This is a genomic window from Aquibium pacificum, from assembly GCF_040839445.1.
Lineage (GTDB): Bacteria > Pseudomonadota > Alphaproteobacteria > Rhizobiales > Rhizobiaceae > Aquibium > Aquibium pacificus.
Genome location: NZ_JBDPGJ010000004.1, coordinates 765712 through 784957, shown reverse-complemented (window position 1 = coordinate 784957; position 19246 = coordinate 765712). Strand labels below are relative to the sequence as shown.

General features: G+C 66.6%; 20 protein-coding genes and 1 pseudogene. 6 read left to right on the top strand and 15 right to left on the bottom strand.

Annotated elements, in window-relative coordinates; all coding sequences use genetic code 11:
• Window positions 1–3: 3 nt before the first annotated feature.
• A pseudogene (locus ABGN05_RS20345) lies at window positions 4–822 on the top strand (aminopeptidase); the annotation flags it as partial.
• Between the two features lie 66 nt (window positions 823–888).
• On the top strand, window positions 889–1128 hold the full coding sequence (locus tag ABGN05_RS20340) for a hypothetical protein (protein WP_367955857.1): 240 nt from the start codon (window positions 889–891) through the stop codon (window positions 1126–1128).
• A gap of 96 nt (window positions 1129–1224) precedes the next feature.
• Here the strand turns inward: ABGN05_RS20340 and ABGN05_RS20335 are convergent, their stop codons facing one another.
• From ABGN05_RS20335 to hutI, 12 genes are all read right to left on the bottom strand, one after another.
• Complete coding sequence (locus tag ABGN05_RS20335; protein ID WP_367955856.1) at window positions 1225–1641, bottom strand: GFA family protein; 417 nt, start codon at window positions 1639–1641, stop codon at window positions 1225–1227.
• A 272-nt stretch (window positions 1642–1913) separates the two neighbouring features.
• Window positions 1914–2510: an NADPH-dependent F420 reductase gene (locus tag ABGN05_RS20330; RefSeq protein WP_367955855.1), complete on the bottom strand. Its 597-nt coding sequence runs from the start codon at window positions 2508–2510 to the stop codon at window positions 1914–1916.
• Between the two features lie 48 nt (window positions 2511–2558).
• A complete protein-coding gene (locus ABGN05_RS20325) occupies window positions 2559–3023 on the bottom strand; it encodes an SRPBCC family protein (protein ID WP_367955854.1) in 465 nt (154 codons plus the stop codon).
• 2 nt (window positions 3024–3025) lie between these two features.
• A complete protein-coding gene (locus tag ABGN05_RS20320; protein WP_367955853.1) occupies window positions 3026–3340 on the bottom strand; it encodes an ArsR/SmtB family transcription factor in 315 nt (104 codons plus the stop codon).
• Between the two features lie 192 nt (window positions 3341–3532).
• The gene (locus ABGN05_RS20315) at window positions 3533–3937 is read right to left on the bottom strand and encodes a hypothetical protein (protein WP_367955852.1); all 405 of its coding nucleotides are present in this window, start codon (window positions 3935–3937) and stop codon (window positions 3533–3535) included.
• 884 nt (window positions 3938–4821) lie between these two features.
• Entirely contained in the window at window positions 4822–5172 is a 351-nt protein-coding gene (locus ABGN05_RS20310) for an ArsC family reductase (protein WP_367955851.1), read from the bottom strand.
• Window positions 5173–5174: 2 nt separating this feature from the next.
• On the bottom strand, window positions 5175–6056 hold the full coding sequence (locus tag ABGN05_RS20305; RefSeq protein WP_367955850.1) for an NAD(P)-dependent oxidoreductase: 882 nt from the start codon (window positions 6054–6056) through the stop codon (window positions 5175–5177).
• A 5-nt stretch (window positions 6057–6061) separates the two neighbouring features.
• The gene (locus tag ABGN05_RS20300) at window positions 6062–6442 is read right to left on the bottom strand and encodes a carboxymuconolactone decarboxylase family protein (protein WP_367955849.1); all 381 of its coding nucleotides are present in this window, start codon (window positions 6440–6442) and stop codon (window positions 6062–6064) included.
• A 200-nt stretch (window positions 6443–6642) separates the two neighbouring features.
• Window positions 6643–8316, bottom strand: coding sequence for a urocanate hydratase (gene hutU / locus ABGN05_RS20295; protein WP_367955848.1), 1674 nt, complete (start codon window positions 8314–8316; stop codon window positions 6643–6645).
• On the bottom strand, window positions 8313–9122 hold the full coding sequence (hutG, locus tag ABGN05_RS20290) for an N-formylglutamate deformylase (protein ID WP_367955847.1): 810 nt from the start codon (window positions 9120–9122) through the stop codon (window positions 8313–8315). Before hutG ends, hutU begins: the two co-directional genes overlap by 4 nt.
• Before the next feature lie 7 nt (window positions 9123–9129).
• The gene (hutH, locus tag ABGN05_RS20285; protein ID WP_367955846.1) at window positions 9130–10662 is read right to left on the bottom strand and encodes a histidine ammonia-lyase; all 1533 of its coding nucleotides are present in this window, start codon (window positions 10660–10662) and stop codon (window positions 9130–9132) included.
• Window positions 10659–11927: an imidazolonepropionase gene (gene hutI, locus ABGN05_RS20280; RefSeq protein WP_373695962.1), complete on the bottom strand. Its 1269-nt coding sequence runs from the start codon at window positions 11925–11927 to the stop codon at window positions 10659–10661. Before hutI ends, hutH begins: the two co-directional genes overlap by 4 nt.
• Before the next feature lie 172 nt (window positions 11928–12099).
• Here hutI and ABGN05_RS20275 point away from each other — a divergent pair, with 172 nt between their 5' ends.
• The 3 genes from ABGN05_RS20275 (at window position 12100) to hemA (ending at window position 15638) form a co-directional block, all read left to right on the top strand.
• Window positions 12100–13479, top strand: coding sequence for a formimidoylglutamate deiminase (locus tag ABGN05_RS20275; RefSeq protein ID WP_367955844.1), 1380 nt, complete (start codon window positions 12100–12102; stop codon window positions 13477–13479).
• A 5-nt stretch (window positions 13480–13484) separates the two neighbouring features.
• Entirely contained in the window at window positions 13485–14177 is a 693-nt protein-coding gene (hutC, locus tag ABGN05_RS20270) for a histidine utilization transcriptional repressor HutC (protein ID WP_367955843.1), read from the top strand.
• Between the two features lie 246 nt (window positions 14178–14423).
• The gene (gene hemA / locus ABGN05_RS20265) at window positions 14424–15638 is read left to right on the top strand and encodes a 5-aminolevulinate synthase (protein ID WP_367955842.1); all 1215 of its coding nucleotides are present in this window, start codon (window positions 14424–14426) and stop codon (window positions 15636–15638) included.
• Window positions 15639–15719: 81 nt separating this feature from the next.
• On the opposite strand, the gene ABGN05_RS20260 is transcribed toward hemA, so the two are convergent.
• Window positions 15720–16946: a S1 family serine peptidase gene (locus tag ABGN05_RS20260; RefSeq protein WP_367955841.1), complete on the bottom strand. Its 1227-nt coding sequence runs from the start codon at window positions 16944–16946 to the stop codon at window positions 15720–15722.
• Between the two features lie 57 nt (window positions 16947–17003).
• On the opposite strand from ABGN05_RS20260, the gene ABGN05_RS20255 reads away from it, so the two are divergent.
• On the top strand, window positions 17004–18080 hold the full coding sequence (locus tag ABGN05_RS20255) for a trypsin-like serine peptidase (protein ID WP_367955840.1): 1077 nt from the start codon (window positions 17004–17006) through the stop codon (window positions 18078–18080).
• A gap of 61 nt (window positions 18081–18141) precedes the next feature.
• Here ABGN05_RS20255 and ABGN05_RS20250 read toward each other — a convergent pair whose 3' ends face one another.
• A complete protein-coding gene (locus ABGN05_RS20250) occupies window positions 18142–18798 on the bottom strand; it encodes a DUF4760 domain-containing protein (RefSeq protein ID WP_367955839.1) in 657 nt (218 codons plus the stop codon).
• Entirely contained in the window at window positions 18795–19238 is a 444-nt protein-coding gene (locus ABGN05_RS20245) for a hypothetical protein (protein WP_367955838.1), read from the bottom strand. The genes ABGN05_RS20250 and ABGN05_RS20245 overlap by 4 nt, the downstream gene beginning before the upstream one ends.
• Between the last annotated feature and the right edge of the window lie 8 nt (window positions 19239–19246).

Sequence of the window (19246 nt, the reverse complement as noted above, 5' to 3'; positions counted from 1 at the left end):
GTGTTCGACATCAACTGGAACATCGTGTCCTATCCGAACCCTTCCTGGGCCAAGGTCGTCTTCCCTGGCGACGAAGAGGACGTGGCGGTGGCCAAGCTCGCCGAGGCGATCTTCGCCGCCTCGCGCGTCGACAACGACGATCCGGTTTCCGCCTGGGCCGCGCACAATGCGGCACTGCGCACGCGCACCGTATGGCTGAACGGCAAGAATTTTTCCGCGTTGCGCTTCACCGGGCCGGGCACGGACCTGACCGTGGGGCTGGCCGACGGGCACGAATGGCACGGCGGCGCCTCGACGGCCAAGAACGGCATCACCTGCAACCCCAACATCCCGACCGAAGAGGTGTTCACCACCCCGCATGCGCGCCGGGTGGAAGGGCGCGTGGTCAGTACCAAGCCGCTCTCCTACCAGGGCACGCTGATCGACGGCATCGAAGTGCGCTTCGAGGAAGGCCGGATCGTCGAGGCGAAGGCGGCGCGCGGACAGGACGTGCTGGAAAAGGTGCTCGACACGGACGAGGGCGCACGGCGACTGGGCGAGGTGGCGCTGGTGCCGCACTCCTCGCCGATCTCGCAGAGCGGGCTCCTGTTCTACAACACCCTGTTCGACGAGAACGCGGCGAGCCACATCGCGCTCGGCCAGTGCTACTCGAAATGCTTCCGCAACGGCGCGCTGATGGACGCCCACGCGATCGCCACCGCCGGCGGCAACAAGAGCTTCATCCACATCGACTGGATGATCGGCTCGGGCGAGATCGACGTGGACGGGATCGACGCCGACGGGGCGAGCGAACCGGTGATGCGCAAGGGGGAGTGGGCGTAGGCGCGCCCTTCCCCGCTTCCGGTCGCGGCGAAGCCGTGGTAACCGCCGGCCGGACAAGCAAGGAGCATGAGCGTGAGCGAACCGACTGTGGCCGAGGCGACGGACCGAATCTACGAATCGCTGCAGGCGGACAATGCCGAACTCGACGAGCACATCGCGACCCTCAAGGCCGCGATGGCGCGGGAAGGGCAGAAGGAGGCCGTGTTCGATCCGGCCAAGCTCGCGCAGGGCAACCGGTCGGGGCGCAAGCTGATGCAGGCCTATTTCCGGCAGCGCGGGGTGAAGGTGACGTTTTCGGGCGGGTGACAGTTCGAGCACGAGACGCGCGCGGGGGCCGGTCGCACGAGACCTCCCGCATACGCGGGCGATCGAAGCCGCAGATCGCGCCACCTCCGCCCGCACCTATCCGGCGGGCATCTTGTCGAATGAAGGCAGCGCGGGGTCCATCCTGTCCCAGGCATGGGCGCGCATGGCGTAGGTGATCGCCTGCGGGACGAAGCGGCCCGGCTCGTCGAGGCTCGCCGCATGGATCGCGACGAGGTCCGGCATCGCGGCGAACGTCAGGAAGACGGGCGCGCCGCAGGTCGGGCAGAAGGCGTGGACCTTGTCGTTGCCGCTGTCGCCGGCGACCCGCCAGTTCGCCGCCTCGCCCGTGATCGTCATCTCCGCGCGGTTCCGGAAGGTGAGATAGGAGCCGTGTCCGGTGCCGCTTCGTTTCTGGCAATCCGTGCACTGGCAATGGTTCTGGAAGAGGGGTTCGCCGCTCGTCTCGTAGCGAATCGCGCCGCAGGCGCATCCGCCGGTGTATTGTATGGACATCGTCGTTTTCCTTATGGATCGCTCAATTCGAATTGTGGGAAACCACCCCGGTGCCGGCCTCCCGAAGTCGTTTTCGGTGTGGGGCAGCAGAGGCCCCGAAGCTCGGGTCTAGAGTGGGTTGAACGAACGGTTCATCGCGATGATCTCGGGATGGACGTCGGCATAGGTGGGGTTGCCGGCGAACAGCCTGCCGTATTTCTCCCGCCACGCGCCGTCGCGGATCGTCTCCGCCCTGCCCTTGACCGCCGCCCTGATCCCCTGCAGCGTCCTGGCTACGTCATAATCGCAGCAATAGGCGGGCGTCGAAGGCTGCTGCCGCCACGATCCTCCAGTGAACCGCCATCGACCGGATCGAAATCCACCTCGTCCACCAGTGTCATGACGACATGTTTGGCGCGGGCATCGTCACCCGCCACGGGGATCGCCAGCCGGTCTGGCGATCCTTTGGGCTTTCCCAGTTTTGAGAGCGCGTGGAACATGATGCTGTTGAACGCCTTGATGATGGGCCGCCCGAGTTGCCGCGCCACCCAGACACTCTCGGGCATTCCGGCGTCGATCTCCGGAATGCGGGGATCGCGCACATCGGGGTAGTAGTTCGCCGTATCGATGATCACTACGCCTTCCGCCGCCCGATCGAAGAGATCGCCGGGCAACGTCGCCACCGCGGGAAAAGGCATGGACAGCAGCACGACCTCGGCACCTTCCACCGCGCCGCGGACATCGGCGGCGACGGCCCCGATTTCATCCGCGAACGTCCGGACCGCGTCGGGTCCGCGCGAATTTGCCACGCGCACGGCGTGGCCCGTCCCGCTCCACCCCGCGGCGAGCGTTCCGCCGATCTCGCCAACGCCGATGACGCCGATCTTCATGGTTTCGCCTCCACAGTTCCGGTTCGATAAACGGTCGCGCCGATGGGATCATGCCGCCTTCGGCTTGGCGAAGACGTCGAGCCCGCGACCGGTTTCCAGCAGCGATTTCAGACTGGAGAGAACCACCGGCCAGCCCTTGCTCACGCCGTTCGCCATTCCGCTTCCCGCGACCAGGTCGTCGTGGGTGACGGTCAGCCGGACCATGTCGTCATATTCGACGATGTCGAACGTGACCCGGCTGTAGCTTGAAGGATCGTCCGCCTGGGAGGCATTGGCCCAGCTCATGACGAGGCGCGAGGGAGGTGAGACCTCGATGACCTTGCCGACGAGTTCGACCGTCCGCTCGTCGTTGGCGCGGACATGCTCCCATTTCGAGCCGGGCTGCCAGTCGGAGACGTTCTCGTGGCCCCAGTAGCGCCGCGCGACGTCCGGCCGCGTGATGGCCTCGAACACTTTTTGCGGCGTGGAGAGGATGTAGGTCACATAGACAAAGCTGATCGTCTCACCGGTCATGGTCACTCTCCTTCGAGTTCCTTTTTCAGATCGTGCAACAGGGCGAGCCGCTGTCGTTCGAACTTGCGCACCCACCGCTCGTAGACCTCGTGCAGCGGTACGGGGTTGATGAAATGCAGCTTCTCCCGCCCGCGTCGGACCGTGCTCACCAGGTTGGCCGCTTCCAGTATGCCGATGTGCTGCGTGGCGGATTGCCGCGCCATGTCCAGGTTCTCGCAGAGCTCTCCGAGCGTCCGGCCGTTCCTCTCGGCCAGAAGATCCAGCAGCTTCCTGCGTGTCGGGTCGGCGAGCGCCTTGAATACCTTGTCCGGGTCCATCGCTTCGATCGGTTCGTTGGAGGATAATATGCAGGTATTTACCTGCATGTCAAGCGGCAGTCGGCATGCGCGTCGGAAGCGAGCCGCCGGTGCATGGTTCTCCTGGTTGGACAAGTTCAGGGTTGGGCAAACTTGCCACGAGGGCGCGATACCGTCGGCAGCGATGCTCCACCGTCGGCGACGCTACTTGCCTTAAGACGTGTCGTGCGGCTTCAGCATCCAGCCGCTTGGGCGGTGACCGCAGTCCGCTGCGGCGTGTGACCTGAGGCCGCGATGCTCGCATTGGCGGTCGAACAGGTTTCCGAGGGGCAAGAGTGTGCAGAGGGCGGCGGCCAGCGCATAGAAGCGCGCGGCGAGCCGCAGCGCGTCGTCGGGGTCGCTGCCGATCGGCGCGATCCCTTCGAGTTCCGAGAGCGGCATGCCCGCCGCCTCGAGGACGTAGCTTTCCGACACCGCCTCCGCATAGCGCAGGAGGACGAGCACGAACCAGCGCACCGGCCCTGAGCGCGTGGCGGCCTGCTCGGCCATGGCGGCGAAGGAGACGAGCAGCGCCATGACGCGCCGAAGCATCCTTTCGTCCACCATTTGCGCACGCACGTCCATCTCGTGTCCTTTGCTGACCGGCGGGTAGTGTGGCGCGGGTGGCGGGGCCGTGGATGGAATTCGAGGAAGCGGTTGATCTTGTTGGGGTCGGCGCCGGTTTCGTCCACGCCGTCCGGCCCCATCCGCTTCGTCATCCTCGGCCGACCGGAGCGCAGCGGAGGGAGAGCCGGGGATCCACGCCTGAGAAGCGGTGACGGGTGCGGTGGTGGAGGACCCGTCGCGGTTTCCTGCACTACCTCACGCTGCCGCGATTCTCAGGCATGGATCCCAGGGTCTGCGCGACGCCGCTGCGCGGCTGCTCCGCCCTGGGATGACGAAGGTGGGGGTGTCGTCGCTAACCGTCGGCGGCGGGGGGCATTCGCCAACCGTCTACCGCCCCTCCGCTTCGTCATCCTCGGCCGACCGGAGCGCAGCGGAGGGAGAGCCGAGGATCCAGGCCTGAGAGATGGTGACGGGTGGGGTGGTGGACGTGGACGAAGGGCGGTTTCCTGCGCCGCCTCACGCTGCCGCGATTCTCAGGCATGGATCCCAGGGTCTGCGCGACGCCGCTTCGCGGCTGCTCCGCCCTGGGATGACGAAGGTGGGGTGGCGGCGCTAACCGTCGGCGGCGGGGGGCATTTGCCAACCGTCGACCGCCCCTCCGCTTCGTCATCCTCGGCCGACCGGAGCGCGGCGGAGGGAGAGCCGGGGATCCAGGCCTGAGAGGCGGCGAAGGATGAGGTGGCGAAGAGGCGGTTTCCTGCACCGTCTCACTCTGCCGATATGCTCAGGCATGGATCCCAGGGTCTGCGCGACGCCGCTTCGCGGCTGCTTCGCCCTGGGATGACGAAAGGGTGGAGGTGCTGTCGCCAATCGTCGTCGGCGGGCGTAGCGAGCCCCTACCCTCCCACCACACTCTCATATGTCTCCGGCTTGAATCCCACCGTCAGGCACCCGTCCACGTCGAGCACCGGGCGCCTGATCATCGAGGGCTGGTCAAGCATAAGGCGCCTGGCCTTCTCCTCGTCGAGGTCGGCCTTGTCGCGGTCGGGCAGCTTGCGGAAGGTGGTGCCGGCGCGGTTGAGCAGGGGTTCCCACCCTAGTTCGTCGATCCAGCCCTGCAGGCGGGCTTCGTCGAGGCCGGCGGTCTTGTAGTCGTGGAAGGCGTAGGCGACGCCGTGGGCGTCGAGCCAGGCGCGGGCCTTCTTCATGGTGTCGCAGTTTTTGATGCCATAGATGGTGACGGACACGGTCAGCCCTCGCCGTTCCAGGCCTTGAACGCGGCGGAGTGGTCGACGGTGCCGCCGAGCCGCCCGAGGGCCGCCTGCCACCAGCGGTCGGTCTCGGCGACGATCGGTAGCGGCTTATCCAGCGCGGTGGCGAGGCCGGCGGCGATGCCGACGTCCTTGGCGAGCAGGCCGAGCGCGAAGCCGGTGGCGAAGTCTCCAGTCAACACGTGCTGGCCGAACACGTTTTCGGTGGAGAAGTTGCGGCCGGTCGAGACGTTCATGATCTCCACCGCGACCTTGGGGTCGAGGCCGAAGCGGCCGGCGAGGATCAGCGCCTCGGCGACGGCGGCGAAACCGGCCGCCGCGACGAAATTGTTGAGTGCCTTCATGGCGTGGCCGGAGCCGAGCGGGCCCGTGTCGAAGACGCGGTTTCCCATCGAGAGCAGCACCGGCTTGGCCCGCTGCGACAAGGCCGGATCGTCGCTGCCCAGCATGATGGTCAGCGTACCCGCGATGGCGCGCGGGACGGCGCCCGAGACCGGTGCGTCGACAAAGCCGATGCCAGGCCCGGCCAGGAGCGGACCGAGGTCGCGGCTGCCGATGGGATCGGACGAACTCATGTCGATCAGCAGCGCGCCGGGTTTCAGCTGCGACGCCAGCCCGCCGTCGGCTTCCAGCATGACCTCGCGGACGATCTTGCCGTTGGGCAGCATGGTGACGACGACATCGCTCGCCGCGCCCAGTTCCGCGAGCGAGGCCGCGGCATTGGCGCCGATCTCCGCCGCATGCGCGCGGGCGGCCTCTGCATTCGCGTCGTAGAGCGTCAGCGGAAACCTGGATTTGACGATATTGGCCGTCATCGGCCGCCCCATGTTGCCGATGCCGACGAAGCCGATCCTCTCCATCGCGCCTACTCCACGCCCAGGTCGCCGAGGACGGATTCGGCGGCGCGCAGGCCGCCGACCATCGCGGGGATGCCGCAATAGAGGAAGGAGTGGACGAGGATCTCGCGGATCTCCTCCTTGGTCACGCCGTTGGCGATCGCGCCTCGCACATGGACCTTGAGTTCCGGCTCCTTGCCGAGCGCGGCGAGCATGGCCAGCGTGATCATCGAGCGCTCGCGCGTGCCCAGCCCCGGCCGCTGCCACACCTCGCCGAAGCAGATGCGTGTGACGATGTCCTGCATCGGTTGCGTGAAATCGCTGGCCTTCTCGATCTGCTGTTCGGCGCCGGCCGCGCCGAACATTTTTCTGCGCAGTTCGATGCCGAGTTCGTCGGGGCTTTTCGTCATGTGGTCCTTCTCCATCCCTGCGCGATGCCGCTGCGGAATCGCGTCGATGGGGAAAGACCTAACACCATGACGATGCAGCCGAAAGCGTCAGCGGCGCGGGGCGGGCTAACCAGGGAGGGCGGGGACAGTTTACTTTTTACCCGGAGCGAGCGGCGCTCGCTCCGGGTAAAAAGTAAACTGTCCCCCTCTCCGCCGCTCCGTCAGTTGCCCAGAATGCCCGGCAGGCGCAGGCCTTTCTCGCGGGCGCAATCGAGCGCGTCGTCGTAGCCGGCGTCGGCGTGGCGCATGACGCCCGTGGCCGGGTCGTTCCACAGCACGCGCTCCAGCCGGTGGGCGGCTTCCGGGGTGCCGTCGGCGACGATGACCATTCCGGCGTGCTGCGAGAACCCCATGCCGACACCGCCGCCGTGGTGCAGCGAGACCCAGGTGGCGCCCGAGGCGCAGTTGAGCAGTGCGTTGAGCAGCGGCCAGTCGGAGACGGCGTCGGACCCGTCCTTCATCGCCTCGGTCTCGCGGTTCGGCGAGGCGACGGAGCCGGAATCGAGATGGTCGCGGCCGATGACGACCGGCGCCTTCAGTTCGCCGCTGGCGACCATCTCGTTGAAGGCGAGGCCGAGCCGGTGGCGGTCGCCGAGACCGACCCAGCAGATGCGCGCGGGCAGCCCCTGGAAGGCGATGCGCTCGCGCGCCATGTCGAGCCAGCGGTGGAGATGTTCGTTGTCGGGCAAGAGCTCCTTCACCTTGGCGTCGGTCCTGTAGATGTCTTCCGGATCGCCCGAGAGGGCGGCCCAGCGGAACGGCCCCACGCCGCGACAGAAAAGCGGTCTTATGTAAGCAGGCACGAACCCTGGAAAGGCGAAGGCATTCTCGAAACCCTCGTCCTTCGCCACCTGGCGGATGTTGTTGCCGTAGTCGAGCGTCGGCACGCCGGCATTCCAGAAAGCGACCATAGCCTCGACATGCTCGCGCATGGAATGGCGCGCCGCCTTCTCCACCGCCTTGGGATCGCTCTCGCGCCTGGCCTTCCATTCGCCGATGGTCCAGCCTTTCGGCAGGTAGCCGTTGAGCGGATCGTGCGCCGAGGTCTGGTCGGTCACCATGTCGGGGCGGATGCCACGGCGGTAGAGTTCCGGAACGATCTCGGCGGCGTTTCCCAGCAGGCCTACCGATTTTGCCTCGCCGGCCTTGGTCCAGCGTTCGATCATTTCGAGCGCCTGGTCGACTGAGGTGGCCTTCTCGTCCAGATAGCGGGTGCGCAAGCGGAAATCGATGCGGGTCTCGTCGCATTCGATGGCAAGGCACGAGGCGCCGGCCATGACGGCCGCCAGCGGCTGCGCGCCGCCCATGCCGCCGAGGCCAGCGGTCAATATCCACTTACCTTTGAGGTCACCGCCGTAGTGCTGCCGCCCGGCTTCCACGAAGGTCTCGTAGGTGCCCTGCACGATTCCCTGCGTGCCGATGTAGATCCACGAGCCGGCCGTCATCTGGCCGTACATCATGAGTCCCTTCTTATCGAGCTCGTTGAAGTGGTCCCAGTCGGCCCAGTGCGGAACGAGGTTGGAATTGGCGATCAGCACGCGGGGCGCGTCCGCATGGGTACGGAACACGCCGACCGGCTTGCCGGACTGGACGAGCAGCGTCTCGTCTTCGTTCAGCGTCTTGAGCGTCGCCAAGATGGAATCGAAGTCGTTCCAGGTGCGTGCGGCGCGGCCGATGCCGCCATAGACGACGAGCTCGTTCGGGTTTTCCGCCACGTCGGGGTCGAGATTGTTCATGAGCATCCTGAGCGGCGCCTCGGTCAGCCAGCTCTTCGCGTTCAGCTCCGTGCCGCGGGGCGCGCGAACCTCGCGGATGTTGTGGCGGGGATTGGTCATGGACGGGCTCCGGCGATCTGATAGGCGATGGCCTCGATGGAATTCAGGATTTCGGCGAGATGGGGCCGCAGCCGCTCCGCCCTCGCCGGGTCGTAGGCGAAGGTCTCGGTGCTGTCGGCGAGATGGGTCGACTGCGTCAGCTCCATCTGGATGGCGTGAACGCCCTCTTCCGGCCGGCCGTAGTGACGCGTGGTCCAGCCGCCGCGGAAGCGTCCGTTGAGGATCGCGGTATAGCCCTCGGCGCGGTCACAGATGTCGAAGGTCGCCTGCTCGATGCGCGGATCGCAGGTTCGGCCGTTGTCGGTGCCGACGTTGAAGTCCGGAAGCACGCCCTCGAACAGGTAGGGGATCACCGGGCGAATGGAGTGGCAGTCATAGAGAACGGCGATGCCGTGCTGTGCCTTCACCCGCGCGATCTCGGCGGCGAGTGCGGCGTGATAGGGCGCGTGGAACTCCCGCACCCGCCGCGCCGTCTCCGCGCCGTCGGGCCCCATGCCCTCGCGCCAGATCGGCTGATTGTCGAAGTCGATGCGGGGGATGAGGCCGGTGGTGGTCTGGCCGGGATAGAGGCTCTCGCCGGACGGGTCGCGGTTGGCATCGATGACGTAGCGGTGGAAGGTGGCGCGCACCGTCGTGGCCGCGGGGAGAAGGCCGTCATAGAGCGCGTGGATGTGCCAGTCCGTGTCGCGGAGTTTTTTGCCTTCGTCGTTGAGACGTTCCCGGATGTCAGGCGGGACGTGGGTGCCGGTGTGCGGCAGGCCGAGGATGACGGGCGAGGTGCCGCGGGTGGTTTCGACGGGGGTCATGGGTGTCTCATCCTTGCAGCCTTGGCAGCAGTCCCTCGCCCACGCTGGCATTCAGCCTACCATTGCGAACCAGTTCCGCCGCCGCCTCGAGGTCGGGCGCCATGTAGCGGTCGACCTCCAGCGTCGGCACGACGGCGCGGATGGCGGCGTGCGCCTTGAGCAATTGCGTTCCCGTCTTCAGGGGTGCGCGGAAATCGATGCCCTGCGCGGCCGTCACCGCCTCGATGCCGACGATGCCGAAGAGGTTATCGGTCATCTGAAGGAGCCGCCGCGCTCCGTGGCAGGCCATGGAGACGTGGTCCTCCTGGTCGGCGGACGTCGGCGTGGAATCGACCGAGGCCGGGAACGCCATCTGCTTGTTTTCGCTCATCAGCGCGGCCGAGGTCACCTCGGCGATCATCAGGCCCGAGTTCAGTCCGGCATTCTTCGCCAGGAAAGGCGGCAGGCCGTAGGAGAGCTTGGGGTCGACCAGCAGCGCCACGCGCCGCTGCGCGATCGCGCCGATCTCGCAAACCGCGATCGCGATCTGGTCGGCGGCGAAGGCGACGGGCTCGGCGTGAAAATTGCCGCCCGAGACCACGTCGCCGCTGGACAGGACGAGGGGGTTGTCGGTGACGGCGTTGGCTTCGATCTCAAGCGTGCGGGCCGCCATGCGCAGCAGGTCGAGGCAGGCGCCGTCGACCTGCGGCTGACAGCGGATGCAGTAGGGGTCCTGCACACGTTCGTCGCCATCGCGATGGCTCTCGCGGATCTCCGAGCCTGCCATCAGCGCGCGCAACGCAGCGGCCGTCTCGATCTGGCCGGCATGGCCGCGCAGCGTGTGGATCTCCTCCACGAAAGGAGCGGACGAGCCCATGGCCGCGTCGGTCGACAGCGCGCCGGTGATCAGGGCCGAATTGGCCGCGCGGTGAGCGCGGAAGAGCCCGGCCAGCGCAAGCGCGGTCGACACCTGGGTGCCGTTGATCAGTGCGAGCCCTTCCTTGGCGGTGAGCACGATCGGCTCCAGCCCTGCCTTCGCCAGTGCGTCCCGGGCCTGCATCCGTTCGCCGCCGAAGACTGCCTCGCCCTCGCCGATCATCGCGGCGGCCATGTGCGCCAGCGGCGCGAGATCGCCCGAGGCGCCGACCGAGCCTTTTTCGGGGATCACCGGCACTACGCCGCGCTCCAGCATCGCCTCGATCAGTTCGACGGTCGCCGGTTTCACGCCCGAAGCGCCGCGGCCGAGGGAGACGAGCTTGAGCGCCATGATCAGCCGCACGATGTCGGCAGTGAGCGGCTGCCCGACGCCGCAGCAATGCGACAGGATCAGGTTGCGCTGCAGCGTGGCGAGATCGTCCGGCGCGATGCGCACGCTCGCCAGTTTCCCGAAGCCGGTATTGATGCCGTAGACGGCTTCCCGGCCGCCCGCGATCTCGCCGATGCGCGCGGCGGCTGCCGCGATGCCGGGGCGAAAGGCATCGTCCAGCCGCGCAGGTTCGCCGGAGCGGTAAAGGCGTTCGAGGGTCGAGAGCGGGACGGAACCGGGGTGGAGGGTGATCATGACGTCGTCGTTTCATCGTCCGGGAAGGTCGCGCTGCCCCTCATCCGCCCTTCGGGCACCCGGGCGAGCCACGTGTCTCGCCCGTCCTTCGGACCCTCGTGAACAGGGAGAAGGAGGCGGCGGTGCAGCGGGTTGTCGCCGATGCGGTAGGCGAGTTCGGCCGGGTGATCGACGTCCCAGATGGCGAATTCGGCGCGCTTTCCCGGTTCGATCGTGCCGATCTCGTCGGCGAGGCCGAGCGCGCGGGCGGCGTTGCGGGTGACGCCGGCCAGCGCCTCCTCCGGCGTCAGGCGGAAGAAGGTGCAGCCCATGTTCATGGCCAGCAGCAGCGAGGTCATCGGCGAGGAGCCGGGATTGCAATCCGTCGCCAGCGCGATCGGCACGTTCGCGGCCCTGAGCTGCGCCACCGGCGGTGACCGCTTCTCGCGGAGGAAGTAGAAAGCGCCAGGCAAGAGCACCGCCACCGATCCGGCCTCTGCCAGCGCTGCGACACCGTCCTCACCAAGATATTCCAGATGGTCCGCCGATAGCGCGCCGAAGGAGGCGGCGAGCTTTGCGCCGCCGAGGTCGGACAACTGCTCGGCATGCAACTTCACCGGCAGGCCGAGCGCGCGCGCCTTGTCGAAGACGCGGCGCATCTCATAGGGCGTGAAGGCGATGGTCTCGCAGAAGCCGTCGACGGCGTCCACGAGGTCCTCGGCCTTCGCGGCCTCCATGCCGGGCAGCACCACCTCGTCGAGATAGGCGTCGGCGCGGCCGTTGTACTCCGGCGGCAGCGCGTGCGCGGCGAGGTAGCTCGTCCTGACCCGCACCTGGCGGAGTTCGCCGAGCCGGCGCGCGGCGTGCAGCATCTTCAGCTCGTCCTCGATGGTCAGCCCGTAGCCGGACTTGATCTCGATCGTGCCGACGCCTTCGCCGATCAGCCGGTCGAGGCGGGGGAGCGCGGCTTCGACGAGGTCGTCCTCCGACAATGCCCGCGTGGCGGCCACGGTCGACACGATGCCGCCACCGGCGCGCGCGATCTCCTCGTAGGTGGCGCCTTCGAGGCGCATCTCGAACTCGCGCGCGCGGTTTCCGCCGAAAACGATGTGGGTGTGGCAGTCGACCAGCGCCGGGGTCATCAGGCGACCACCGAATTTTTCCGCCTCGACGTCGCGCCAGCCGGCGGGGACCGCGCCATCACCGGAGACCCAGGCGATGATGCCATCCTCCACGCCGACGACGCCGCGCTCCACGAGCCCGTAGGCGGGCCAGCCGGGCTCCATCGTCGCGATGGTCAGGTCGGTGAGAATCCTGCGCACGGGGCCTTCCGCGAAATGGCTGTTTTCAAATCCACAAAGGAGGCTATTATGTATAGACATAATAAGTCAAGAGAACCCGGGAGAGACGATGAACGAGGGCGGTTCACTTCAGGAAAACCGGAGGCAGTTCCCGAGGATGAAGACCGGAGCGGGTGCGATCCACGCTGCCACCGCGCTGCTTCCCTCCGGCTGGGCGAAGGACGTGCGGGCGGAAATCGGCGCGGACGGCCGCATGAGCGGCGTCCAGAGGGGTGCCGCGGCGGCGCCCTCCGACGTGCGCGTTGCCGTGCTGCTGCCGGCCATCTCCAACCTGCACAGCCACACCTTCCAGCGCGCCATGGCCGGGCTGTCGGAGGCGCGCGGGCCATCGGGGCGCGACAGTTTCTGGACCTGGCGCGAGATCATGTACCGCTTCCTCGACGTGCTGACCCCGGACGAGATCGAGGCGATCGCCGCCTTCTCTTTCATGGAGATGCAGGAGGCCGGTTTCGGCGCGATCGCGGAGTTCCACTACCTGCACCACCAGCCCGGCGGCACGCCCTACGAAGATCTCGGCGAGCTTTCCATGCGCATCGCGGCTGCAGCCGCGGAGACGGGCATCGGGCTGACGCTGCTGCCGGTCCACTACGCCCAGGGCGGCGTCGACGGACGTCCGCTTGCCGGAGGGCAATTGCGTTTCGGCAATGATCTCGATCGCTTTCTCCAGCTACACGAACGGGCCGACGAAGCGCTCGCGCCGCTGCCCGGAGATACCACCCTCGGCACCGCGCCGCATTCGCTGCGCGCGGTGGGGGCGGACGATCTCAGGCACCTCGCGGCCCGGTCCGCCGGCCCCTTCCACATGCACATTGCGGAGCAGGAGAAGGAGATCGAGGAGACGCTGGCGGTGTTTGGTGCGCGGCCGATGGCGTGGCTCCTCGACAATTTCGGCGTGGACGAACGCTGGTGCCTCATCCACTGCACGCACATGACGCCGCAGGAGACCGAAAGACTCGCCGGCACGGGCGCAATCGCCGGGCTATGCCCGGTCACCGAAGGCAATCTCGGCGACGGCATTTTCGACGGAGCGCGGTTCCTCGAAAGCGGCGGCCGGTTTGGCATCGGCTCCGATTCCAACATCCGCATCTCGGTCGCGGGCGAACTGCGCCAGTTCGAATATTCGCAGCGCCTGCACGACCGCGCCCGGGTGGTGCTGGCCGGCGCAAACCAGTCGGCTGGCCGCAACCTGTACGAACGGGCGCTTTCCGGCGGAGCGCAGGCGCTTGGGCGGGACTGCGGGGCGATCGAGACCGGAAGGTGGGCCGACCTCGTCGCCCTCGATCTCGAATGCGACGGGCTCTTCGGGCTGTCCGGCGACCGGGTGCTCGACGGCTGGATCTTCGCCGGCTCGAACCGGTGCGTCACCGACGTGTGGTCGGCCGGACGGCACGCGGTGCGCGGGGGCCGCCACGTCGCGCGCGAGGCTGTCGCCGCGCGCTACGCGACCTGCATCCGCGGCGTGCTTTCGCGGATCTGAAGCCCATGCGGCGCAACTCCTTCCGCGACATCAGGACTGAACTGGAACGCCGCATCTCGCGGCGGGTCTGGGAACCCGGCGAGACGATGCCCGGCGAGGAGGCGCTGGCGGCGGAATTCGGCGCGGCGCGCGCGACCGTCAACCGCGCGCTGCAGGAACTCGCGCGATCGGGGCTGATCGAGCGCAAGCGCAAGTCCGGCACGCGCGTTGCGCTGCATCCCGTGCGCGAGGCGCGCTTTGCCATCCCCGTGGTGCGGGCCGAGATCGAAGCGTCAGGATCAGCTTACGAATATCGCCTGTTGCACCGCGACAAGGAGAACGCGCCCGGATGGCTGCGAGAGCGTCTCGGGCTCGACGCCGGCGCGCGCACGCTCCATGTCCGCTGCCTCCATCTCGCAGACGGCCGGCCCTACCAGTACGAGGATCGCTGGATCAATCTCGCCGCCGTACCCGCCGCCGGCTCGGAGGATTTCGGAACGGCGAGCCCCAACGAATGGCTGGTCGCCAACGCCCCGTTCTCGCGCGCGCAGTACTCCTTTGGCGCCGCGCGCGCCGATCCAGAGGAAGCGCAGGCGCTTCGTCTCGACCCTGGCGAGGCGGTCTTCGTGGCCGAACGCACGACCTGGATCGCGGACCGGGCCATCACCCATGTGCGGATGGTCCATCCGCCGAGCCACCGCGTGGTTACATGGATATAGGCGGACCGGCACGGTCCCGCAGCCTGGTGCGAGCAGATTGCGACTCTCGCCCGTTGGACCGTGTGACCAACTCAACAGAAGATTGAGCGAAATCAAGGTAACCGTCGAGGGGACTTGTTACCCGTTGATGGAACGTGCCTCGTGCCGAACCTGTCCTTCCCCGCAAGTGGTGCGATTTGACGCGCCGGACTGGGGAGACAAAAGCGGTGATCGAGGTTAGAAGAGTTCCAAGGAGAACAGAGACGCATGAACTTCGAAGCCTTCTTCGCCACGAAGCTCAACGACCTCCACAAGGAGGGCCGCTATCGGGTGTTCGCAGATCTCGAGCGTCGCGCGGGTTCGTTCCCGCGGGCAACGCGCCATGTTGGCGGCGAGACGCGCGAGGTCACCGTGTGGTGCTCGAACGATTATCTCGGCATGGGCCAGAACCCCAAGGTGATCGCGGCCATGCACGAGGCGCTGGACAAATGCGGCGCCGGTGCCGGCGGCACGCGCAACATCTCGGGCACCAACCATTACCACGTCATGCTGGAGCGCGAACTCGCCGATCTGCATGGCAAGCAGGCGGCGTTGCTCTTCACATCGGGCTACGTCTCCAACTGGGCCGCCCTCTCCACGCTCGGCTCCAACATTCCCGATTGCGTCATCCTGTCGGACGCCGGCAACCACGCCTCCATGATCGAGGGCATCCGCCACTCCAAGGCTGAGCGCCGCATCTGGAAGCACAACGATGTCGAGGACCTCGACCGGATCCTGTCGGAATACGGTCCGGAGCGGGCCAAGATCGTCGCCTTCGAGAGCGTCTACTCGATGGACGGAGATATCGCGCCGATCGCCGACATCCTGGACGTCTGCGAAAAGCACGGCGCCATGAGCTATCTCGACGAGGTGCATGCGGTCGGCCTCTATGGCCCGCGCGGCGGCGGCATCGCCGAGCGCGAAGGCCTGATGGACCGCGTCACGCTGATCGAGGGCACGCTTGGCAAGGCATTCGGCGTGGTCGGCGGCTACATCACCGGCTCGGCGGCCATGTGCGACTTCATCCGCTCTTTCGCCTCGGGCTTCATCTTCACGACCGCCCTGCCCCCGCACGTGGCGGCCGGCGCGCTGGCCTCGATCCAGCATCTCAAGCAGAGCCCCTTCGAGCGGGCCCGCCACCAGGATCGGGTGCGCAGGGTTCGGGCGCGGCTCGACGCAATCGGCATCCCCACCATGCCGAACCCCAGCCACATCGTGCCGGTGATGGTGGGCGACGCGGCCAAGTGCAAATGGCTGTCGGACCTTCTGCTCGACAATTACGGCATCTACGTCCAGCCGATCAATTATCCGACGGTTCCGCGCAAGACCGAGCGGCTGAGGATCACCCCCTCGCCGCTGCATACCGATGCCGACATCGACCATCTGGTCGGCGCCCTCTCCGATCTATGGTCGCAGTGCGCGCTGGCCCGACAGGTCGCCTGAGCTTCCGACGCGGCTGGAAACGAGAAAAAACCCGGATCGGCGACGCCGATCCGGGTTTTTCGTTGATCGCGAAGCGCAGTGCTACTTCACGCCGGTCTTGGACCCGATCCAGTCGCGATAGTTCGCGACGCGGGTATAGACGCCGTAAGCGTTCTCGTGGCCACAAGCGATGTTTGAATCGAGCGGCCCTTCGCCCCAGCTCACGATGCCGACTTGCACCTGTCCGCCATCGCCGTTCATGAACAGCGGACCGCCGCTGTCGCCGTTGCAGGCGTCGCGCGCGCCGCTGGCGACGCCGGCGCAGATCATGTTGCCGGTGAGCGGATCGGACATGTTCTGGACGATGAACGCCTTGGCGTTCTGGATTCCTTCCTCGCTCACGCGCATACGCTGACTGAAATTGCGCAGCAGCGATTCGAGATCACGGGCATAGATGTTCTTGATGCCAGAGTTGCAGGCGTCATTCGCCACCAGTTCGACGTCGGCCTGCATCAGGTTTTCCGGAAAGCCGCCATCGGCCATCTTGCCCCATCCGGTGACCATCGCGTTGCCCCTCGGCACGTCGGAAGGGGTCAGCTTGATCGGAGCCTGGCTGGCGGACCTGGAAAGCCGGATCAGACCGAGGTCATTGTCGAAGCCCGCCGGATCGTAGCTTTCATGCGGAATGATCTCCGCGGCCTGGATGCGCTCGCCGTCCGCGAGATGCGTGGCCCCCACCAGCACCGTGACGCCGCGCGGATCCACCACTTCTCCGTACTCGAAGAGGCAATGGGCTGCCGTCAGCACCCATTCGGGTGAAATCAGGCTGCCGCCGCAGAACTGGGCGTCGAGCTGCGTGGCGGGGTTGTCGTCGAGATAGTCGCTGATCAGCAGCGCGACCTGGAACGGCCAGGCACCTTCCTCGGCCGGGGTTCCGCCGATGACGCGGCTGTCCTCGCCGCTTTCGCGCGCCGCCTTCCTGGCAGCGGCGACGCGGCTCATGGGCGAGCTCTCCGGCTTTGCAGCTGCCGCAACGGAAGAATCCTGCGCGATGGCTACATTATTTATTGCGCAAGCACTTACCGCCAGTGCCGCAGCAAAGGCGACCCCATTGAGTTTGCGTGATCGAATCAAAGTTACCTCCTGAGACTTCGTTGCCATGACAGACCCCACCCTGGGCATCCGATGCCGAACATCTAAGACAGGGGTGCGGCCGAACGAAAGCGATTTGTCGGGACCTTTGAGGAATAAATGCGGCGCCCGATGCTTCGCGGGTTTCAGAAACTCTGTTCGCAGGCGCTTGCCATCGCTGCGCTTTTCGGGGATCACGATACGGACACTATTGCGAGTAGTGTTCGCTTCGAAGGGCTTGGGAGAACTGTTTTCATGAAATTTTTCAATATGACGATGCTGGCGCTGACAGTCTCGGCGACCGGCATTCCCGCAACGCTTGCCCATGCGCAAAGCGCATCGGGCAACCCCGGTTCGGGAGAGGCGTCGCGCGCCTCGATCGAGATGCCGGACCTCGCGAGCCGGTCGATCGTCGACCTCGCTCCAAAGCTGGACGACAGCGAAGCCTCGCGCGACCTTTCCTTCCCGGACGGCGCGGAGATGGAGCGTGCGTTCACCACGCGCTCGCGTTCCAGCGATGCGACGACGGCGCCGAGCGATGAACTCAAGAAGGCCATTGAAGGCGCCATGTCCGGCACCTCGGCGCCCGCCGCCGAGAAGCCTGGCACGACGGAAGACCCGGCCTTCGCAGAAGAGTCCCGCCAGGTGTTCGGCGAGGACGACCGCGTGCAGGTCACGCAGACCAAGGCCTATCCGTTCAACACCATCGGCCAGATCTGGTCGATGACCAAGGACGGCGAATGGAGCATCTGCTCGGGCACGCTGATCGGAAAGAGGACGGTGATCACCGCCGCCCACTGCCTCTACAATCACGACGCCGGCGGCTGGCTCGCCGATTACGAGTTCTATCCGGGCCTTAACGGACAGGGCAACGCGCCCTACGGCAAGTACGGCTTCACAGATGCCCACATCCTCGAAGGCTACATCTCGAACTACAAGGGCTTCTACGGCTCGGTCGTGCCGTGGGACCTAGGTATCCTGATCCTCGACGCGCCGGCCGGCGAGGCGGTCGGCTGGATGGGCTATTCGGCCTACGATCCGGTCTACGCGCTGCGCGCCAACATCGTCGGCTACCCCGGCGACAAGCCGGTAAGCACCATGTGGGCCACCAACTGCGATATCGACCCCGGCACGGCCTCGATCAACAACTTCACCTATCTGTGCGACACCTATCCGGGATCGAGCGGCTCGGCTGTCTACGAGTTCAACGGCGACACCAAGGAGCGGCACATCATCGGCATCAATATCGCCGAGACGAGCACGGAGAACGTCGCGCTGCGCCTGAACATCCCCTACTTCCAGTGGGTGAACGGCATAGCGAGCAAGAACTGAGGCGAATGGCCGATTGAATCTGCCGCCGTTCCGCCCGCAATGTCGGCGGAGCGGCGGGGGATCAGCCGGAAGCGGCGAGGTAGTCCTCGATCGGCCTGGCGAAGTTTGGAGAGCCGCGACGCCGCTCCTGCCGGACGAAGCCGGAGAAATAGTCCCAGAACGAGCGCGCGAAATCGCGGAAATAGGCATCTGCGACGGAGCGCGAGCAGAGACCTCCCTCCACACAGAAGGACAGCCGGTTCAGGAAATAGACGATCCGGTCGAACTCATCGCGGAAGTCGGCGAGCGGCATCGTGCCGCCGGTCTCCTGCATCGCCTCCACGCCGACGCGGTCATGAAAGATCGCGAGTTCCGTCGGCGAGGGATTTTCTCCGAGGTCGGAACGGTAGCGCTGGTTGAGGTCGCCCAGGCGGCGTTTCAGTGCCCGTTGCGCGGCCTGGTACTCCGGCCGTTCCCACAGTTCGACCAGTTCGAGGGTCCGCTCGATGCGCTTCTCCTCGCGCGCCTGCAGGTACTGGTAGCCAGAAAAGACGGTGGCGAGCACCAGCAGGACGCGCAGCGCGAATCCGCTCCAGGCATAGCCCAGCATGCGCCAGTCGCGGTGTGTGAAGGGATTGTCTTCTTCCTTGAGGTCGTGGTTGGCGACATCCGGCAAAGCCACGGCGGTCTTCGTCAGCCGAGACGGTCTCACGCCCTTCTGGCCGCCGGCGTCGCTCATTCGCAGGCGCTCAGGTCGATCGTGGTGACGGGATCGACGACCGCGCCCGGCCGCTCGAGGGTGCGCTTCAGGCAGTCGAGTTGCCCGCGCGAGACGAGGAAGCGCAGGTCGGGCTCCGGCGGGCTGGCGGCTGCTGAGGGCAGCGCTTCCACGATGCCGCGCGACTGCTCGCAATCCGTCAGGTCGACGGCGATCGCGCCGCCGTCGCCGCCCGTCGCCAGGACCTCGTAGTTGCCCAGCAGACACTCTGCGAGCGACGGGTTGATGACCACCTGCCGGGCGCACAGTCCGCAGGATCCCGACCATGACGGTGTGGAGGAGAAAGCCATTCCGGCCGCGAACAGCCCGACGGCAAGGCGCCGGGCGAGCGCCGGGCGCGGAGCCTGCGCGCCGACCGCGGATGAGTGATGGAAGAGCAGGATCGTGTCGGAGCCTCTCATGATGGCCA

Bases quoted from the DNA above. Each gene is read 5' to 3' on its own strand.
- ABGN05_RS20340 (WP_367955857.1), top strand. From the start codon at position 889: ATGAGCGTGAGCGAACCGACTGTGGCCGAGGCGACGGACCGAATCTAC.
- ABGN05_RS20335 (WP_367955856.1), bottom strand. From the start codon at position 1,641: ATGTCCATACAATACACCGGCGGATGCGCCTGCGGCGCGATTCGCTAC.
- ABGN05_RS20330 (WP_367955855.1), bottom strand. From the start codon at position 2,510: ATGAAGATCGGCGTCATCGGCGTTGGCGAGATCGGCGGAACGCTCGCC.
- ABGN05_RS20325 (WP_367955854.1), bottom strand. From the start codon at position 3,023: ATGACCGGTGAGACGATCAGCTTTGTCTATGTGACCTACATCCTCTCC.
- ABGN05_RS20320 (WP_367955853.1), bottom strand. From the start codon at position 3,340: ATGGACCCGGACAAGGTATTCAAGGCGCTCGCCGACCCGACACGCAGG.
- ABGN05_RS20305 (WP_367955850.1), bottom strand. From the start codon at position 6,056: ATGGAGAGGATCGGCTTCGTCGGCATCGGCAACATGGGGCGGCCGATG.
- ABGN05_RS20300 (WP_367955849.1), bottom strand. From the start codon at position 6,442: ATGACGAAAAGCCCCGACGAACTCGGCATCGAACTGCGCAGAAAAATG.
- hutU (WP_367955848.1), bottom strand. From the start codon at position 8,316: ATGACCAATCCCCGCCACAACATCCGCGAGGTTCGCGCGCCCCGCGGC.
- hutG (WP_367955847.1), bottom strand. From the start codon at position 9,122: ATGACCCCCGTCGAAACCACCCGCGGCACCTCGCCCGTCATCCTCGGC.
- hutH (WP_367955846.1), bottom strand. From the start codon at position 10,662: ATGATCACCCTCCACCCCGGTTCCGTCCCGCTCTCGACCCTCGAACGC.
- hutI (WP_373695962.1), bottom strand. From the start codon at position 11,927: ATGGAGCCCGGCTGGCCCGCCTACGGGCTCGTGGAGCGCGGCGTCGTC.
- ABGN05_RS20275 (WP_367955844.1), top strand. From the start codon at position 12,100: ATGAAGACCGGAGCGGGTGCGATCCACGCTGCCACCGCGCTGCTTCCC.
- hutC (WP_367955843.1), top strand. From the start codon at position 13,485: ATGCGGCGCAACTCCTTCCGCGACATCAGGACTGAACTGGAACGCCGC.
- hemA (WP_367955842.1), top strand. From the start codon at position 14,424: ATGAACTTCGAAGCCTTCTTCGCCACGAAGCTCAACGACCTCCACAAG.
- ABGN05_RS20255 (WP_367955840.1), top strand. From the start codon at position 17,004: ATGAAATTTTTCAATATGACGATGCTGGCGCTGACAGTCTCGGCGACC.
- ABGN05_RS20250 (WP_367955839.1), bottom strand. From the start codon at position 18,798: ATGAGCGACGCCGGCGGCCAGAAGGGCGTGAGACCGTCTCGGCTGACG.
- ABGN05_RS20245 (WP_367955838.1), bottom strand. From the start codon at position 19,238: ATGAGAGGCTCCGACACGATCCTGCTCTTCCATCACTCATCCGCGGTC.